The sequence below is a fragment of the Streptomyces sp. NPDC058773 genome (assembly GCF_042746015.1).
Taxonomy (GTDB): Bacteria; Actinomycetota; Actinomycetes; order Streptomycetales; family Streptomycetaceae; genus Streptomyces.
On sequence record NZ_JBHYPE010000001.1, the window covers coordinates 380,071 to 396,945 of the forward strand.

Annotated in this window: 17 protein-coding genes; 10 read left to right on the forward strand and 7 right to left on the reverse strand. The window is 74.6% G+C overall.

The window, feature by feature from the left end:
- Nucleotides 1-116 precede the first annotated feature (116 nt).
- Together ACFW5B_RS01670 and ACFW5B_RS01675 are read left to right on the forward strand one after the other, a co-directional pair.
- The gene (locus tag ACFW5B_RS01670) at nt 117-896 is read left to right on the forward strand and encodes an MBL fold metallo-hydrolase (protein WP_386431506.1); all 780 of its coding nucleotides are present in this window, start codon (nt 117-119) and stop codon (nt 894-896) included.
- Between the two features lie 5 nt (nt 897-901).
- Nucleotides 902-1,537, forward strand: a complete 636-nt coding sequence (locus ACFW5B_RS01675; RefSeq protein WP_386431509.1) for a DedA family protein — start codon at nt 902-904, stop codon at nt 1,535-1,537.
- 126 nt (nt 1,538-1,663) lie between these two features.
- Here ACFW5B_RS01675 and ACFW5B_RS01680 read toward each other — a convergent pair whose 3' ends face one another.
- The 3 genes from ACFW5B_RS01680 to ACFW5B_RS01690 form a co-directional block, all read right to left on the reverse strand.
- Nucleotides 1,664-2,845: an MBL fold metallo-hydrolase gene (locus ACFW5B_RS01680; protein ID WP_386431512.1), complete on the reverse strand. Its 1,182-nt coding sequence runs from the start codon at nt 2,843-2,845 to the stop codon at nt 1,664-1,666.
- Nucleotides 2,846-2,973: 128 nt separating this feature from the next.
- Nucleotides 2,974-4,188, reverse strand: a complete 1,215-nt coding sequence (locus ACFW5B_RS01685; RefSeq protein ID WP_386431514.1) for an aminotransferase class I/II-fold pyridoxal phosphate-dependent enzyme — start codon at nt 4,186-4,188, stop codon at nt 2,974-2,976.
- Nucleotides 4,189-4,314: 126 nt separating this feature from the next.
- Entirely contained in the window at nt 4,315-4,764 is a 450-nt protein-coding gene (locus tag ACFW5B_RS01690) for a GNAT family N-acetyltransferase (protein WP_386431517.1), read from the reverse strand.
- A 134-nt stretch (nt 4,765-4,898) separates the two neighbouring features.
- Here ACFW5B_RS01690 and ACFW5B_RS01695 point away from each other — a divergent pair, with 134 nt between their 5' ends.
- The 4 genes from ACFW5B_RS01695 (at nt 4,899) to ACFW5B_RS01710 (ending at nt 9,071) form a co-directional block, all read left to right on the forward strand.
- Nucleotides 4,899-6,380, forward strand: a complete 1,482-nt coding sequence (locus tag ACFW5B_RS01695) for a bifunctional phosphatase PAP2/diacylglycerol kinase family protein (RefSeq protein WP_386431520.1) — start codon at nt 4,899-4,901, stop codon at nt 6,378-6,380.
- A 156-nt stretch (nt 6,381-6,536) separates the two neighbouring features.
- Nucleotides 6,537-7,352, forward strand: coding sequence for a class I SAM-dependent methyltransferase (locus tag ACFW5B_RS01700; protein ID WP_386431523.1), 816 nt, complete (start codon nt 6,537-6,539; stop codon nt 7,350-7,352).
- 131 nt (nt 7,353-7,483) lie between these two features.
- Nucleotides 7,484-8,674 carry a CapA family protein gene (locus ACFW5B_RS01705; protein WP_386431525.1) on the forward strand — a complete coding sequence of 397 codons (1,191 nt, stop codon included), beginning with the start codon at nt 7,484-7,486 and terminating at the stop codon, nt 8,672-8,674.
- A 37-nt stretch (nt 8,675-8,711) separates the two neighbouring features.
- Entirely contained in the window at nt 8,712-9,071 is a 360-nt protein-coding gene (locus ACFW5B_RS01710) for a VOC family protein (RefSeq protein WP_386431528.1), read from the forward strand.
- A 70-nt stretch (nt 9,072-9,141) separates the two neighbouring features.
- Here the strand turns inward: ACFW5B_RS01710 and ACFW5B_RS01715 are convergent, their stop codons facing one another.
- Nucleotides 9,142-9,681 (reverse strand): protease inhibitor I42 family protein, encoded by a 540-nt coding sequence (locus ACFW5B_RS01715; RefSeq protein WP_386431531.1) that lies wholly within the window; start codon nt 9,679-9,681, stop codon nt 9,142-9,144.
- 294 nt (nt 9,682-9,975) lie between these two features.
- On the opposite strand from ACFW5B_RS01715, the gene ACFW5B_RS01720 reads away from it, so the two are divergent.
- The 3 genes from ACFW5B_RS01720 to ACFW5B_RS01730 are packed head-to-tail and all read left to right on the forward strand — an operon-like array spanning nt 9,976 to nt 11,599.
- Nucleotides 9,976-10,842: a hypothetical protein gene (locus tag ACFW5B_RS01720; protein WP_386431534.1), complete on the forward strand. Its 867-nt coding sequence runs from the start codon at nt 9,976-9,978 to the stop codon at nt 10,840-10,842.
- Nucleotides 10,839-11,291, forward strand: coding sequence for a hypothetical protein (locus ACFW5B_RS01725; RefSeq protein WP_386431536.1), 453 nt, complete (start codon nt 10,839-10,841; stop codon nt 11,289-11,291). The genes ACFW5B_RS01720 and ACFW5B_RS01725 overlap by 4 nt, the downstream gene beginning before the upstream one ends.
- Nucleotides 11,270-11,599 carry a hypothetical protein gene (locus tag ACFW5B_RS01730; RefSeq protein ID WP_386431538.1) on the forward strand — a complete coding sequence of 110 codons (330 nt, stop codon included), beginning with the start codon at nt 11,270-11,272 and terminating at the stop codon, nt 11,597-11,599. Before ACFW5B_RS01725 ends, ACFW5B_RS01730 begins: the two co-directional genes overlap by 22 nt.
- A 60-nt stretch (nt 11,600-11,659) precedes the next feature.
- Here the strand turns inward: ACFW5B_RS01730 and ACFW5B_RS01735 are convergent, their stop codons facing one another.
- Nucleotides 11,660-12,583 carry an NADP-dependent oxidoreductase gene (locus tag ACFW5B_RS01735; protein ID WP_386431541.1) on the reverse strand — a complete coding sequence of 308 codons (924 nt, stop codon included), beginning with the start codon at nt 12,581-12,583 and terminating at the stop codon, nt 11,660-11,662.
- A gap of 106 nt (nt 12,584-12,689) precedes the next feature.
- Nucleotides 12,690-13,346, reverse strand: coding sequence for a TetR/AcrR family transcriptional regulator (locus tag ACFW5B_RS01740; protein ID WP_386431544.1), 657 nt, complete (start codon nt 13,344-13,346; stop codon nt 12,690-12,692).
- Nucleotides 13,347-13,409: 63 nt separating this feature from the next.
- On the opposite strand from ACFW5B_RS01740, the gene ACFW5B_RS01745 reads away from it, so the two are divergent.
- Entirely contained in the window at nt 13,410-14,738 is a 1,329-nt protein-coding gene (locus ACFW5B_RS01745) for an aldehyde dehydrogenase family protein (RefSeq protein WP_386431547.1), read from the forward strand.
- A 65-nt stretch (nt 14,739-14,803) separates the two neighbouring features.
- Here ACFW5B_RS01745 and ACFW5B_RS01750 read toward each other — a convergent pair whose 3' ends face one another.
- The gene (locus tag ACFW5B_RS01750; RefSeq protein ID WP_386431549.1) at nt 14,804-16,831 is read right to left on the reverse strand and encodes a DUF5107 domain-containing protein; all 2,028 of its coding nucleotides are present in this window, start codon (nt 16,829-16,831) and stop codon (nt 14,804-14,806) included.
- Between the last annotated feature and the right edge of the window lie 44 nt (nt 16,832-16,875).

Sequence of the window (16,875 nt, forward strand, 5' to 3'; positions counted from 1 at the left end):
CCGTTGTCGGCCGTCGTCGGCTCATTCCGGGCCGGATGGTGGAGGATCGAGGGGACGCGCACGGGAAGCGAGACGGCCGCCCGCGTCGAGCGGCGCGTCGGGAAGGGAGGTGCTCGGTGTCGGTGGAGGTGACCTGGTGGGGGCATGCCACCGTGACCGTCGAGGACTCCGGGGTGCGGGTGCTGACGGACCCGCTGTTCGTGCGCCGGCTGGCCCATCTGCGGCGCCGGCGGGGCGCACTGCCGCCGGCCGAGGCCGCGCGGGCCGATCTCGTCCTGGTCTCGCATCTGCACGCCGACCATCTCCACCCGGCCTCCCTGGCCAGGCTCACGCCGGGGACCCGGCTGGTGGTGCCGCACGGGGCGATGGCCGCGGTACCGGGGCTGCGGCGGGTGGCCACGGCCGGGGGGCTGCGGGTCACCGAACTGCGGCCGGGTGAGGAGTGCGCGGCCGGTGCGGTGACGGTCCGGGCGGTGTCCGCGGCGCACGACGGGCGGCGGCTGCCCTACGGACCGCACCGGGTGCCGGCGCTCGGCTATGTCGTACGGGGCGCGGCCCGGACGTACTTCGCCGGGGACACCGGGCTGTTCGAGGAGATGGCGGCGGAGGTCGGGCCGTGCGAGGTGGCACTGCTGCCGGTGGGCGGCTGGGGGCCGTTCCTCGGGCACGGGCACCTCGACGCGCGGCGGGCGGCGCAGGCGGCGGCGCGGCTGGCGCCGTGCTGTGCGGTCCCGGTCCACTACGGCACGTACTGGCCGATCGGGCTGGATGCCGTCCGGCCGCATGAATTCCATGCGCCGGGCCAGGAGTTCGAGCGGCAGGTGGCGCTGCTGGCGCCGGAGGTGACGGTGCACCGGCTCGGGCACGGCGAGTCGGTCCGGCCGAAGGTCGTGTGAGGGTGATGACGCTGCTCGGGCAGCTGGTGGAGCATGTGCCACCGGAGTCGACGCAGCAGGCGGTCGGCTATCCGTCGCTGTTCCTGCTGGTGGTGCTCGGGTCGCTGGTGCCCGTGGTGCCGACGGGGGCGCTGGTCAGCTCGGCGGCGGTGGTCGCCTTCCACCACACCGCGCCGTTCGCGCTGCTGATGGTCTTCGCGGTGGCGTCGTCCGCCGCGTTCCTCGGTGATGTGGGGCTGTATTCCCTGGGGCGGCGCGGCAGCCACTCCCCCCATGGGTCACGCTGGCTGGCGCGGCTGCGCGCCCGCGCCGCACCGGAACGGCTGGCCCGGGCACAGCACCAGCTCCGGGAGCACGGGGTCCTGGTGCTGGTGCTCTCCCGTCTGGTTCCCGCCGGGCGGATTCCGGTGATGCTGGCGTGCCTGCTCGCGGCGATGCCGTTGCGGAGGTTCGTACGGGGCGACCTTCCGGCGTGTCTGGCCTGGGCGGCGACGTACCAGCTCATCGGGCTGCTGAGCGGTTCGCTGTTCATCAGTGCGTGGCAGGGGGTGGCCATGGCGATCGCGGTGACGGTGGTGATCGCCGCGGCACCGGCGGTGTGGCGGCGGGTCAGGCCGGTCCGGGGCGACAGGGGTTCGTAGGGCCCGTCTGCCGGAGCCTCGCAGGGACCGTTTCCCGGGCGTCCCTCCATGGGCCGCGCACCGCCCGCGCCACCCACACGGACGCTCGGCCCGCTCCCGCGCTCCGCGTACGGCCGCCGCCCCCGCTCAGCCTTCGCCCAGCACCCGGGAGGCGCCGACCGGCAGGTCCCAGAGGTCCTCGCGGGGGCGGCCGGTGGCGGCCCAGGCGGCGCGGACCCGGTGCAGTGGCTCCAGGGGCGGCTCACCGGAGAGCAGGAAGGTCGACCAGTGCATCGGGGCCAGCACGCGGGCGCCCAGGTCCTGGCAGGCCTTGACCGCCTCCTCCGGGTCGGTGTGCACCGGCCGCAGCATCCAGCGCGGGTCGTAGGCACCGATCGGCAGCAGCGCCAGGCCGATACCGGGGTGGCGGCGGCCGATCTCCTCGAACCAGTGGCCGTAGCCGGTGTCGCCCGCGAAGTGGACCCGCCGCCCGTCGGGCGCGGTCAGCAGCCAGCCGCCCCACAGGGAGCGGCAGGTGTCGGTCAGGGTCCGCTTGCTCCAGTGGTGGGCGGGGACGAAGTCGACGCGTACGGGGCCGCCGGGGGCGGGCAGTTCGACCGCCTCCCACCAGTCGAGGTCGGTGACCTGGGTGAAGCCGCGGCGGCGGGCCCAGGGCGCCAGTCCGGCGGGGAGCAGCAGCGGGGTGTGCCGCGGCAGCCGCTTGAGGGTGGGGGCGTCGAGGTGGTCGTAGTGGTTGTGGCTGATGACGACGGCGTCGACCGGCGGCAGGTCCTCCCAGCGGACGCCCACGGGGGTGACCCGGGCGGGCGTGCCGAGGATCTTGCGGGACCAGACCGGGTCGGTCAGTACGGTCAGCCCGCCGATCCGGATGATCCAGCTGGCGTGCCCGGCCCAGGTGACGGCGAGGGTGGTGGGGCCGGCGTCCGGCATCGGGCCCGGCGCGAACGGGAGGTGCTGGATGTCGGGGAGCGTCCCCGGGGGCGGGCGCAGTTTGCCCTCCCGGGCGATCCGTGCCAGGGCGCGGACGCCGGGCAGCGGCGCGGTCAGCCGGTGGGTGAAGTCGCGCGGCCAGGTGCGGGGTTCGCCCAGCGGACGCGGCGGGGCGAGCGGGGGCGGGGTGGCAGGCGGGAGGACCGGCGCGTCCGCGGTGGCCCGCCCGGCGGCCGGGCGCGTGGCGTGGCCCGCGGCCTGGTCCGGTCCCCCGCCCGTTCCCCCGCCCACTGCGACGCCGTCTCCGGGCGCGGCGGGCGGGAGTCGCTCGGTGTCGGGGGGCTGCTCGGCGAGGGAGCGCTCGGTCTGTTCGGTCATCGAGGGGCTCCTTTTCGGTGGGCGGAACCAGGGCTGGTACGAGGCTGCTGCGGGGCGGATGCGGACGGTTGCGGGCGGAACGGGGCGGATGCCGGGTGCGGAGGGGCGCGGCCGGGCGACGGGGGCGGTCAGCCCTCCGTGGATGTCGTGAGCCCGGCCAGGGCACGGGACAGGGCGGTCAACGCCTCGGTGATGTGCGGGAGTTCCAGCGGATCGGGGGCAGCCAGGGCGCGCCGTCGCTGCTCCCGGTCGGTGCCCAGCAGCGCCTCGGCGCCGAGCCGTACCCGCAGGGCGCCCGGCGCGTCACCGAAGCGGTGTCCGCCGCGCGCGCCCCAGGGCGCCAACTTCCGCTCCAGCGCGTGCGATTCCACGATCCCGCGGGCCCCCAGGGGGCGGCGCAGCGGCTCGAAGTCGGCGTACAGATGGCTGCCGGAGTGCGGTGGACGGCAGACGGCGCCGGCCTCGGTGACGATGTGGTGGAGCGCCGCGGCGAGCACCCCGTACACCCGGGCCGCGGTGGCCGTCCTGGCGCGCACCTCGTCGGGCTCGCCGAGCGCATGGGTGACGGCGCAGCCGAGCGGCCCCGCAAGCGGGGTGCGGAGCCCGGACAGCGCGTCCAGCACGGCGGCGTGCAGGGCGGTGCCCCGGCCGGTGGCGGGGAAGCGGGCCAGCGCGGCGGGCCAGGAGGCAGGCACGAGCGTGGCCCGCAGGTCGGTGAGCACCACAACCCCGTCGGGCAGCATCTCGGCGGGGCTGAGCAGCACGGTGTCGTGCGGATCGTGCAGCAGATCGCGGCGGGTCTCGTCGCTGACGATCCACAGCCCTTCGTCCGCCGCCGCCTCACAGACCTCGTGCAGCTGTTCCGGCGCCGGGCAGGTGCCGGTCGGGTCGTCGGCGACGGAGAGCACCAGGACGCGGGGGGTGTCGCCGTGCATCCGGGCCCGGCGGACGGTTTCCAGCAGCGCGAACGGGTCGGGCAACCCGCCCGATTCCGCCGGCACGGGAGCGAGGTGCACCGCCCGGCCGAGCAGCCGGGCGGGCGGTGCGTAGAACTCCGCGCAGGGCCGTGGCAGCACCACCGCCCCGCCGGCCGCGGCGTAGAGCGCGAGGAGCAGGGCGGGCGCACCGGGGGCGGCGAGCACCCGGTCGGGGGTGGTGCCCAGGCCGCGGCGTGCCCAGTAGCCGCAGGCGGCGGTGCGCAGCGGCGCGGCGCCGCCCAGGGGTTCGGGCTCGGTGCGGTCGGCGGCCGCGGCGAGGTGGGCGGCGAGTTCCGGGAGGACCGGCAGGCCCACCGGCGGATCCGGGTCCGGCTCGCGCTGCGGATCGGGGGCGGTCCGCTGCATCCGTACCTCCACTCCACGACGGCGGGTCGATCGTGGGCCCATCACACGAAGGGCGGCCCCGACCACCTTGGCAGATCGCGGGGGTGGCGACGGGGGCGACACGTCAGCGGAGGGTGGGACCGGCGGTCAATGCGCCGGGCGCACCGGCCGCGCCTCGTAATGGTGCACGGTGACCGTCTCGCCGGTGCCCCAGTCCTGCCGTTCGGTGCCGCGGCGGAGCCAGCCCAGCCGTTCGTAGAGGGCGCGGGCCGCGGTGTCGGTGGACTTCACCACCAGGACGGGCCGCAGCCCACGGGCCGCCGCCTCCGCCTCGACGGCGCGCAGCAGCCGTCCGCCGACGCCCGCACCCCGTGCGGCGGGCGCGACATAGAGCCGGCTGACCTCGGCACCGCACAGCGCCACATGACCGGCGACCGCGCCGTCCTTCTCGGCGACCCAGGCGGCGGTCAGCCCGTCGGGGGTCAGCCAGCGCACCGGCTCGTCCGGCCAGTGGTGCGGATAGCCGCTGTGGGTGTGCACGTCGGCCAGTACGGCCACGCAGGCGTCGAGGTCGCGGTCCTGGCGTCTCCTGATCATGGGGGTAGGGAAGCACAGCCGACGGGGCCCGGGCGCCGTGGCCCCCGTTGGGCAAGAGGCTGCGCGGCGCCGCGCGCGGTGCCTCCGCGGCCGGGTCCGGCCTGTTCCGGGCGGTCTGGGGTACAAGGTGGCGCATGCGAACGCTACTGACCCACCTCGACCGGCGGTCCTTCGACCTGATTGCGGCGCGCGAATGGCCGGGCGCGCAGCGGGTGCTGCCCCGGCTGACCCGGAGCGCCAACCACGGGCTGCTGTGGTTCGGCCTCGCGGCCGGTGCGGCCGCCCTGGGAGGCCGGCCGATGCGCCGGGCCGCACTGCGCGGAGTGGCCTCCCTGGCCGTGGCGTCCGCAACGGTGAACACACTCGGCAAGCGCTCCGTACGGCGGCAGCGCCCGCTCCTGGACGCGGTGCCCGTGATACGGCAGCTGCACCGCCAGCCGATCACCTCCTCCTTCCCTTCCGGGCACGCGGCCTCCGCGGTGGCGTTCGCGACCGGTGTGGCCATGGAGAACAAGTGGTGGGGGCTGGCGCTGGCGCCGGTCGCCGCGTCGGTGGCGTTCTCCCGCGTCTATACGGGCGTGCACTATCCGGGTGATGTGCTGGCGGGTGCCGCGCTGGGGGCCGGCGCGGCGTTCGCGGTGCGCGGGTTCGCACCGACCCGCGCCCAGCTGGCGCCGCCCGCCCGGCCGCGTGCGGAGGCGCCCGCGCTGCCGGGCGGCCGCGGTCTGGTCGTGGTGGCGAACCAGGGGTCGGGGCAGCGTTCCGGCCCCCGCCCCGACCGGGCCGAGGAGGTCCACGGGGTGCTGCCGCAGGCCGAGGTGACGGTGTGCGGCGACCCGGACGGGCCGTCGCTGGACAAGGCCCTCGAAGACGCCGCCGAACGGGCCAGAGCGCTGGGCGGCGCGCTGGGGGTGCTCGGCGGGGACGGCACCGTCAACGCCGCGGCGGCGGTCGCGGTGCGGCACGGCCTGCCGCTCGCGGTGCTGCCCGGCGGCACCCTGAACCACTTCGCGTACGACCTGGGCATCGAGACCTATGCGTCGGCGGCCCGCGCCGTGGAGACCGGTGAGGCGGTCGCGGTGGACGTCGCGCGCTTCCGGGCCGGGCCGCATCTGGAGGGGCGGCAGTTCCTCAACACCTTCTCGATCGGCGCGTATCCGGAGCTGGTGCGGATCCGCGAGCGGTGGGCGGGCCGGATCGGCGCCTGGCCCGCCGGGGTGCTGGCGGCCTGGGAGGTGCTGCGCACCGCCGAGCCGCTGACCCTGCGCATCAACGGTGAGCGGCGCGCCGTATGGCTGCTGTTCGTCGGCAACTGCCAGTACCGGGGGCTGGGGTTCGCGCCGGTGCGGCGGCACGACCTGGCGGACGGGGTGCTCGATGTGCGGGTGGTGCACGGCGGCCGGCTGGCCCGCACCCGGCTGCTCGTCGCGGCCCTGACGGGCGCTCCGCGCAGCTCGCCGGTGCTCGGCGAGGCGCGACTGTCCCGGCTGCGGATCAGCGACCTCCCGCAGGGCACCACGCTGGCGTACGACGGCGAAGTCGCCCATGCGCCGGGAGAGTTGACGCTGGAGAAGCAGAACGAGGCGCTGACGGTCTACCGCCTGCTGCCCGAATAATGAGACCCCACTCTCACAATCCGGGATGGCGGCGTACGGTGTGATCACCAGCCGAGGGGCGGCCGCCGCGCGGTGCGGGCGGCCACCCGGGGCGACGACCGGGGGTGCCGCCGCGCGCCGTCCGGTCGCCCTCCGACGCTTGCGAAGGAGCCGACCATGCCGCAGGAATCCGCCGTCTACACCCATGGCCACCACGAGTCCGTACTCCGCTCCCACACGTGGCGCACCGCCGCCAACTCGGCCGGCTATCTGCTCGGCGCGCTGCGCCCGGACCTGCAGATCCTGGACATCGGCTGCGGCCCCGGCACCATCACCGCCGATCTGGCCGCGCTGGTGCCGGACGGCCGGGTCACCGGCCTGGAGCACGCGCCGGACATCCTGACGCAGGCGCGCGCGGTGGCCGCGGAGCGCGGGCTGACGAACGTCCGCTTCACGGTCGGGGATGTCCACGCACTGGACCACCCCGATGACACCTTCGACGTGGTGCACGCTCACCAAGTCCTCCAGCACGTGGGCGACCCCGTCCAGGCCCTGCGCGAGATGCGCAGGGTGACCAGGCCGGGCGGGCTCGTCGCCGTCCGCGATGCGGACTACGCGGCGATGACCTGGTACCCGGAGACCGACGGGCTGGCCGACTGGCTGCGGCTGTACCAGCGGGTGGCCCGCGCCAACGGCGGCGAGCCGAACGCCGGGCGCCGGCTGCACGCCTGGGCCCGCCGGGCCGGCTTCGCCCCCGACGCGATCACCGCCACGCTCGGCACCTGGCTCTACCGCACGCCCGAGGAGCGCTCCTGGTGGAGCGAGCTGTGGGCGGACCGCACGGTCAGCTCCTCGTACGCGCAGATCGCGGTGGCGGGCGGGCACGCCACGCCTGAGCAGCTGCAGCGGATCGCGCAGGCCTGGCGGACCTGGGGCGCCGAGGAGGACGGCTGGTTCGGCATCCTGCACGGCGAAATCCTCTGCCGCGCCTGACCGCGGCGCACTCACCACCCGCGCCGGGCGCGGCCCCTCCCCCGCGGCACGGCGACGCGGCCCGCTCCCTGCCCTCCCTCCGACGGCCCAGCCACACCCCTCTCCAGCAGATAAATCCCATTAATCCCGCTATGGATGGGGGCGTGACCCGAATACGACGCCTGACCGCGGCAGCGGCGCTGACCCTCCTGGCGGCGGGCTGCGGCACCCAGCAGCCCGCCGGCCCCGCTCGCCCCGCCTCGCCCGCCCCGCCCGGCGGTGCGCGGGCCGCCGCCGGCGCCCACTTCACCCTGCTGGCCACCGGCGATGTGCTGCCGCACAGCGAGATCATCCGGCGCTCCGGCGCTGACGCGCACGGCGACGGCCACGACTTCCGTGCCATGTTCGCCGGGGTGAAACCGGTGGTCTCCGGTGCCGACCTGGCGATCTGCCACATGGAAACGATCTACGGCCGGGACGGCGGGCCGTTCACCGGCTACCCCAGCTTCAAGTCCCCGCCGCAGGTCGCCGCCGCCCTCAAGGACGTCGGCTACGACTCCTGCTCCACCGCCTCCAACCACACCCTCGACGACGGCGCCGACGGCGTGCACCGCACCCTCGGCGCCATGGACGCGGTCGGACTGCGCCATGCCGGCTCGGCCCGCTCCGCCGCCGAGGCCTCCCGGGTCACCCTGCTGCGGGCCGGCCCCGCGAAGGTCGCCCAGCTCTCGTACACCTACGGCACCAACGGCATTCCGCTGCCCGGCAGGGCGCCCTGGACGGTCAATGTGATCGACCGGGAGAAGATCCTCGCCGACGCCCGCACGGCCCGCCGGGCCGGTGCCGATGTGGTGGTCGTCAGCATCCACTGGGGCACGGAGTGGCAACCGCAGCCGGACGAGCAACAGCGCACCCTGGCCCGCGCGCTGACCGCCGCTCGCACCGGGGGACGGCCCGACATCGATCTGATCCTGGGCACCCACGCCCATGTCCCGCAGGCCTACGAGAAGGTCAACGGCACCTGGGTCGTCTATGGGATGGGTGACCAGCTCGCGGGCCACATGTTCAACCACAGCGACCAGCCGGACGGCCGCGGCAACCAGAGCTCGATGGCCCGCTTCACCTTCGCCGGCCCGGCCACTGCCGGCGGCCGCTGGACGGTCCGCAAGGCGGAGTTCCTCCCCCAACTCACCGATGTCAACAACGGCTTCCGGGTGGTGAACCTCAACGCGGCGCTGGCCGGTCAGCCCGGCCGCAGCGACTACGCACGGGCCCGGGACAGCATCCGGGAGATCGTGCTGTCCCGGGGCGCGGCCAGGAGCGGACTGATCATGGCCAAGTGATCGCGTACCGGCAGGTCCCCCAACTAGGGTGACCCGTATGGACATTCTGGGGACCTCATTGCGGGTGTGCGTCGGCGATCTCGATTCCGCGGTCGGCGTCTACGAACGGCTGACCGGCGCCGAGGCGATCCGCTTCCAGCGCGGCGGGGTGGCGGTCGCGGCCGTCGGCTGCTTCTTCCTGATGAGCGGTCCCGAGGCGGAGTTGTCGGTACTGCGGAAGATCACCGCGACCCTCGCCGTCAAGGACGTCGACGAAGCGGTGGCCGACCTGAAGGCCGTCGGCGCGGACATCATCGCCGGCCCCCTCCCCACCCCGATCGGCCGCAACCTCGTCGCCCGCCACCCGGACGGTTCGGTCTTCGAGTACGTGGACCGGAGTCAGGACGCGGAGGGCTAGCCCCTCTTCCGGAACCGGTCAGCCACGGGCCGCCCGACACACACTCGGCCCGTGCTCACCCCTCACACACTCACTCCACGGTCACCGTGTAGGTCCGGTAGTCCGGTTGGCTTCGGGCCGGGGCGGCCGTGGGCCCGGCGGTGGGAGGCGGGGAGGCGGTGGCCGAGTCGCCCTTGTCGATGCAGGCGCCCACGGGGCAGTGGATCAGCCGGATCGTCGTGTTCCCCCGGCCGACGGCACGGAAGCCGAAGAGGTGGGTGCCACCGCCCGCCCCGTCCGCGTCGCCGCCGCCACCCCTGTCCTCCTCTCCCGTCGCCCGCACCACACGGCGGTCGGGCCGCGGGTCCGCCACGTACCAGTGCTCGCCCAGGGAGGCACTGGAGGGCACGGAGAGTGTGAACTCCTCGCCGGGGGCGGCTTCGACGGTGGTGTCGTCGAGGTCGTAGGTGGCGGGGCCGGTCAGCCCGCAACCGGTGAGTACGGCCACCGCGGTGACCATGGTGAGCCCGCCGAGCGCGGTTTGGGTGGTGCGGGCCGGCGCCGGCATACGACGAGGGCGGCGGGGCGGCTGGATCCGCCAACGGCCGGTCATCGGGGGTCGGTTGCGCATGACGGGGCCCTCCCGGGTGGGCAGTGGGATGGTGTGGGTGGCTCGTGGCGGACTCCAGTATCGCCGCCCGCCGGGCGCGCCCTTGCCCTGACCTGCGGGAAAGCCGGCCGGAAGCTCCGCGGCCGCTGCCCGTGCACGGAGGCCGTCGGGGCGCCCGGGGGGCAACCGGCCCCGTACGGCGACGCGATGAGGCACACGCTCTCGTACACACGGCCGACCCGGCCCCCTGGAGTCGATGCGGCGCGGCATGGGTAAATGCCCACCGGAGTCGGGGGCAAGGGGGTAGAGGGCTGCATGTCCGACAACTGGGATGTGATCAGGGCCAGTTGGGATGCCACGGCCCGTGCGGTGGGTGGGGCGGGGCGTCGGCCCGTTGGGGAGTTCCTGGCGCGGCGGGCGGGATTCGGACTGGCGCGGCATGCCGTCGCGCTCACCGGTGAGCCCGGGGCGGGGAAGACGGTGCTGTTCGACGCCCTGTCGCAGGAGGTGCGGCTGGGGGACACCGAGAAGGGCCGGAGCCCGGACCGGGAGGAGGGGCACCGGAACTTTCTGCTGGGCTCGCTGCGCGTCCGGGTGTCCGTGATGGTGGTGCCGGGTCAGGAGTCGGTGCAGCGTGAGCGCGCGCTGAACCGGACTCTCAGCGGCCGGACCTCCCCGCAGGGGATCATCCACGTGGTCTGCTGGGGCTACAACAAGATGTGGGACCGCAGAGGGCAGCAGGCGATGGAGCGCGGAGTGCGGGACAGCGCCGGGACGCTCAGCCCGGATGCCCTGCGCGCCTGGCACCTGGAGAAGGAACTCACCGACTTCGAGGACCTCTGCGACCGGATCACCCAGACCCGCGCCGCGGAGCGCAGTCTGCGCTGGCTGCTGGTCGCGGTCACCAAGAGCGACCTGTACTGGGACGGCATCGACGAGGCCCGCGACTACTACATCCCCGGGGGCTCCGCCGTGCCGTCGGCGGGGGAATCGGGCTTCTGCACGGCGTTGCGTGATCTGGCGGACCACAACGACCTCCGGATCGCGGTCGTCCCGATGAGCGCACAGCTCATCCGGCACACCTTCAGCGAGACGCTCGCGCCCCAGCTGAGCCGGCTCGACAGCGTGGGCGTGGGAGAGCTGCGGGACGGCTTCTACCGGACGCTGAAGGAACTGCTGTGAGGGAGCGGCGGGAGGGCGGGGACGCGGCGGAGGCCGCCGGGGACGGGGCGGCCTTCGAGGCGTCGTTGCGGGCGGCGGAGGCGCTCCTGAGCAGTGTCCGGCGGCGGGAGGTCCGGCTGTTGACGCTGCGGATGCTCCAGGGTGTGTCGGTGCTGCTGCTCCCGGCCGTCGCCTACGCCCTCGCCGGCCCGCCGCTCTGGCCGGTCCTCGCTGCCGTCGCCTGGGCCGTCGCGGTCGTCATCGAGATCGTCGTGACCCGTCCGGTCCGGCGGCTGCTGGTCAAGGAGCGGGCCGTGCTGTCCGGGATGGTCAGCATGCTGCGCGAAGTGTTCGTCCGGGTGTCGAGAAAGGAGAAGTGGGAGGCGGCCCGGGTGCGTGGCACTCGGGAGCGGCTGGCCCGCTTCTCGATCGAGGAGAGGGGTTTCTGGTGGATCGGTGGTTCCCGGTGATCCGGCGGCTGCTGCTGTTCGCCGGCGTCGCGGGGCTGTTCAGCCTCGCCGGCCCGCAGCTGGGCGTGCTGGTCGCGCACGGCACCTCGTACGGGGATGTCGTCAAGGCCAACTGGGACGCCGTCGCCGCCGTATCCGGCCTCCTGGCGCTCGGTGTGCTGGAGGCCGGATGGGGTGCCTGGCTGTGCTTCAGCGTCTCCGGTGGGTTCCGTGACAACAACGTGGCCGGTGGCGCGCTGAGCCTGCTGGCGGGTGTGACGCTGGTGGTCGCGGCGGGTGTGGTCCTGTACTTCACGGTGCTGACCTGACCCGGGCCACCCAGCGGCGGACAACGGGCGGCCGGACGGCGGGCGCGGAGCGGGCTGCCGTCAGGCCACCTCCAGCACGATCTTGCCGCGGGTGCGTCCCGTCATGCTCTGCCGGAGCGCCTCGGCCGCCTCGGGCAGCGGGACGGACGCCGCGACCGGCACCGTCAGCTTGCCGGCGTCCGCGAGCGCGCCGAGCGCGGTCAGATCGGCGGAGTCCGGGCGGACCCACACCATGTGGCCGCCCTTCGCCGTGACCTCGCCGTCGGCGATGGAGGCCACCCGGCTGCGGTCCTTGAGGACTTCCTGCGAGACGTCCACGACGCCGCCGCCGACGAAGTCCAGGGCCGCGTCGATGCCTTCGGGCGCCACCTCCCGTACCCGGCCGGCGAGACCCTCGCCGTAGGTGACCGGCTCCGCGCCCAGGGAGCGCAGAAACGCATGGTTGTGCTCGCCGGCCGTGCCGATGACGCGCGCTCCCCGCGCGAGCGCGATCTGGACGGCGAGCGAGCCGACGCCGCCCGCGGCGGCATGCACCAGAACGGTCTCGCCCGCCGTCACCCCGATCCGGTTCAGCGCCTGATAGGCCGTCAGCCCGGCGAGCGGCAGCCCGGCGGCCTGCTGCCAGCTGAGCGACACCGGCTTGCGCGCCAGGGTCCGGACCGGGGCGGCGACCAGTTCGGCGAAGGTGCCGTGCCGCACCTCGTCCTTGCGGACATAGCCGATGACCTCGTCACCGATCCCGTACTCGGTGGCGTCCGCGCCGGCCGCCTCGACCACGCCCGCCACGTCCCAGCCGGGGACGAACGGGAAGTGCGCATCCATCATCGGGTCCAGATAGCCCGCGAGGATCTTCCAGTCGACGGGATTGACCCCGGCCGCCTTGACCCGGATCAGGAACGAGTCCGGGCCCACCTTCGGGTCGGGGTGGTCGGTGTATTCGAGGACTTCGGGACCGCCATAGCTGTTCGCGATGATTGCCTTCATGATCCGTTACAACGCGTGACGGCCGGGGTTCATTCCGCGGCCGCGGGGACGGTCACCGGAATGGGGTACGGGGCGGGCGGGGCCGGGGCGGTGCTTGCGTTCGCCCTCAGCCGGGCTGTGCCCCCAGGGCGCGCAGCAGGAACGGGAGGAGTTCGCCGATCGCCGCCTCGCCGGACGTGGGGCCGTCCGCAGCACCCCGGTAGGTCACGTCGGGAGTGAGGAAGAGGCGGCTGACCATGGAGCCGACGACGAGATCGGCCAGTACATGAGCGTCCTTCAGCGGCGGGATGTCGCCGCGGGCGACCGCGCGTCGCACCACCTCGGCGGCCCGGTCGCGGACCGGCTGGACGATCGCGGAGTCCAGGACCCGGGCCAGCGCCTCGTTGTGCGCGGCCTCGCCGATCAGGATGTGCAGCAGCCGTCCGCCGGGGCCCTCCAGCGTCTCGGCCTTGTCCCGGAGCAGGACGGCGAGGTCGCCCTTGAGGCTGCCGGTGTCCGGCTGCGGGCCGAGGTCGCTCGCCCAGCTGACGGCGGTGCCCACGACCAGGTCCTCTTTGGAGCGCCAGCGACGGTAGAGGGTCGCCGTGGACACCCCGGCCCGCTTGGCGACGGCCGCGGTGGTCAGCCCGCCGTAGCCGCTCTCCTGAAGGACCTGGAGGGTGGCCGCCAGCAGCGCCCGGTCGCGTTCGGCGTCCCGTGGCCGGCCGCGGGACGGCTGCCGCCCGGGGGGCGCGGTCTGGTTGCTCTCGGTGCGTTCGGCCACCCCGGGAGTCTACCGGCCCGCATTACGAAACGAAATATTTTCGTTTCGTGTAGCCTCGGCGTCATGGCCCCTCAGACCCTCACCACTGACCTGGATGCCGCCGCCGTCGTCGGCCGGCTCCGCCGCACGTTCGCCACCCGCCGCACCGCCGCCCCGGAATGGCGGCGCGGCCAGCTGACGGCCTTGCGCACCCTGCTCACCGACCACCGCGACGACCTGCTCGCCGCACTCGCCGAAGACCTCGGCAAGGGCCCCGAGGAGGCCTACCGCACCGAGATCGGCTTCACCCTCAACGAGATCGACCACACCCTGGAGCGGCTCGACGGCTGGCTGGCTCCCCGGCCCGCGGAGCTGCCCGAGCGACTGCTCCCGGCCGCCGCACACACCGTCCGGGAACCGCTCGGCGTGGTCCTGGTGATCGCGCCCTGGAACTATCCGCTGCAGCTGGCGCTCGCCCCGCTCGTCGGCGCGCTGGCAGCGGGCAACTGCGCCGTCGTCAAGCCCAGCGAACTCGCCCCCGCCGCCTCGGCCGCGATGGCCCGGCTGCTGCCGCGCTATCTGGACGGCGACGCCGTGGCCGTCGTCGAGGGCGCCGTCCCGGAGACCACCGCCCTGCTGGCCCAGCGCTTCGACCACATCTTCTATACGGGCAACGGCACCGTCGGCCGGATCGTGATGGCGGCCGCGGCACCGCATCTGACCCCGGTCACCCTGGAGTTGGGCGGCAAGAGCCCGGTCGTCCTCGACCCGGGTGCCGATCTGGCCGCGGCCGCCCGGCGGCTGGTGACCGGCAAGTTCCTCAACGCCGGCCAGACCTGTGTGGCACCGGACTACGTCCTGGCGATCGGTGACACCGCCCGGGAGATCGAGCCGCATCTCGCCACGGCGGTCCACGAGACCTACGGAGCCGACCCGGCCACCGCGGCAGAGTACGGACGGATCGTCAACGTACGGCACTTCGACCGGCTGACGGCCCTGCTCGACAGCGGACGCACGGTCACCGGCGGTACGCACGACCGCGCCACGCGCTATCTGGCGCCCACCGTCCTCGCCGATGTCGCCCCCGACGCACCGGTGATGCAGGAGGAGATCTTCGGCCCGATCCTGCCGATCGTGCCGGTACCCGACCTGGACGCGGCGATCGCCTTCATCAACGAACGGGACAAGCCGCTGGCGCTCTACGCGTTCACCGCATCCGACGACACCAAGCGCCGGCTCCTGGCGGAGACCTCCTCGGGCGCGCTCACCTTCGGACTGCCGGTCGCCCATCTCACCGCCCCCGAGCTGCCGTTCGGCGGGGTCGGCGAGAGCGGTATGGGGCGCTACCACGGCGAGTACTCGCTGGACACCTTCAGCCACACCAAGGCGGTGCTCGACAAGCCGCTGGGGTGACGGCGAAGGGCCGGTGGACGGCGCCGCGGGGAAGACAGCGTGCCGTCCGCCCGGCGCCGCGCCGGCTACACCGGCCGCATCCGGTACTCGTAGCGCTCCGGGAGCGGATGGGCGGTCCGGGCCGCGGCGCGGACCTCCTCGGTGACCGGGCCACCGCCCGCGACCAGTTGCTCGGCGATGGCGTACCAGGTGTCGCCGAGCACCTCCTCGCCCTCCCGCAGAGCGGCGATCTCGAAACCGGCCTCGAAGACCTCCCGGGCCGCGGCCGGCTGCCCCTGGGCGAGCAGCACCTGTGCGGTCAGCAGCCGGAAGCGGCCGTCCGCCGGGTCGGCCGGCCGCAGGCCCGCCAGCAGCTGGGCGGCCTCCTCCGTACGGCCGGCCGCGAGCAGCGCGGGCACCGCCTCCCGGGCGAGCGCCGGCAGCACCACCCGCCAGGCACCGGCGGCCGGGTCCGGCTCCGAGGCCGCCCGCGCCGCCGCGGCACAGGCCTGCGCATACCGGTCGGCGGCGCGGGCCGGCTCACCCGCCTCGGACTCCGCGACGGCCAGGCAGTACAGCGGGAGGCAGCCGGCGCCGCGCCCTACGGCCCGCTCCCAGCTGCGCACGGCCTGGGCGCGGTCGCCGGCCTGCCACTGGGCGAGCCCCAGGTGGTAGTCGGTGGACGGGCCGGGCGGCGCCGACTCCAGCAGATCGCGCCAGCCCGGCGCGGTCACCACCGGGCCGGGCACCGGGCCGCCGGCCGGCAGGTCCCCGGTCCTCAGCAGCGTCAGCCACGGCTCCTGTTCGGCGCCCAGCGTGGCCGGGCCGAAGGGCGTCCCGGGCAGCTCCAGACCGGTACGGGCCGCCTCCAGAGCGCCCCAGCCGGAGCCGGCGGCCAGCGGCTCCTTCGGTTCCTGGTCGGCATATGGCAGCCAGGCGGCGTAGGCGGCCTCGACGTCCGCCCGGGGCAGGGCGGCCCGGAGCCGGGCGGCGACCTCCGCTCGGGCCGCGCCCCAGTCCGCGCCGTGCACCGTCGCGGGGTCGGTTTCCAGCGGCCCGTACGCCTCCAGCCAGCTGAACTCGCCGCCGGCGTCCAGCGGTACGTGCTCCAGCTGGGTACGGGCCAGTCCGGCCTGGATCTCGGCGTAGCCGCCGGTGCCCGGTTCGGTGAGCCATTGCTGCCAGCGCCGCCCGGCCTGCCCCGCGCCCCAGAGGAAGAGCTTGCGGCCGCGCAGGGTGTCGGTGGAGGTCTGCACCAGACCGCGGCCGTCCGCGTCGAGGGCGGTGATCCAGCGGCGGGCACCGTCGGGCACGTCGTAGAAGTAGTCGGCGGGGTAGGTGCTGCGCAGCGGGTAACTGCGGTCGGTGCCGCCGGAGTCGGGGACCGGGACGCGGCGCAGGGTCCGTTCGTAGCCGTAGTGCCAGGCGTCGTCGGCGGGCGCCAGGACACGGGTGCGCGCGCTTTCGGGCACGGCGGTGTTGGACCACCAGTAGACCGGTACGGAGTGGTGGTGCGGATTACGGATGCGCACGCCCACATGGAGGAAGTCGGAGCCCTCGGGCAGCCACAGGTCCACCTGGAACGGCAGATCGCGCAGCCGCTCCCACTCCCACAGCCGCAGCATCTCCCCGCCGTCCGGCGCCGGGACGCGGGCGGCGTGCAGCGGGGCGCAGGAGAGCGTGGTGTGTCCGGTGGCACCGATGTTCCACTCGATGCCACCGGAGAACCAGGCGCCGTTGAGGGCGAAGGCCGCGGGCTGCACCACCGGGTTGCGGTAGAGGAGTTCGCGGTCGGTGGGTTTGTGGTGCAGGGAGTGGACCCGGCCGCCGAGGCCGGGCAGGACGGTGGCACGCAGCCGGTCGTTCTCGATGACCAGCGCGTCCAGGTCGGTGCTGCGGCGGGCCCGGCCGTAGCCGTCGCGCAGCGGGACGGGCAGGATCGAGCGCAGCGGTGACCGGCCCAACTGCCGCGCCATGTCGGCGGGCAGTCCGGCGTCCCGGGGGACCTCGATGCGGTGCGGGTCCTGGCACGTCCGCAGCGCGGGGAGCGGGCTGTCCGGGCCGAGAGGGGCGGCGGGGAGGGTCAGGGTGGTGCGTCGCACACTCGTGGCCACGGCTGCCTCGCAATGCTGGACCGGGCCGCCTCGGCTGCGGCGGC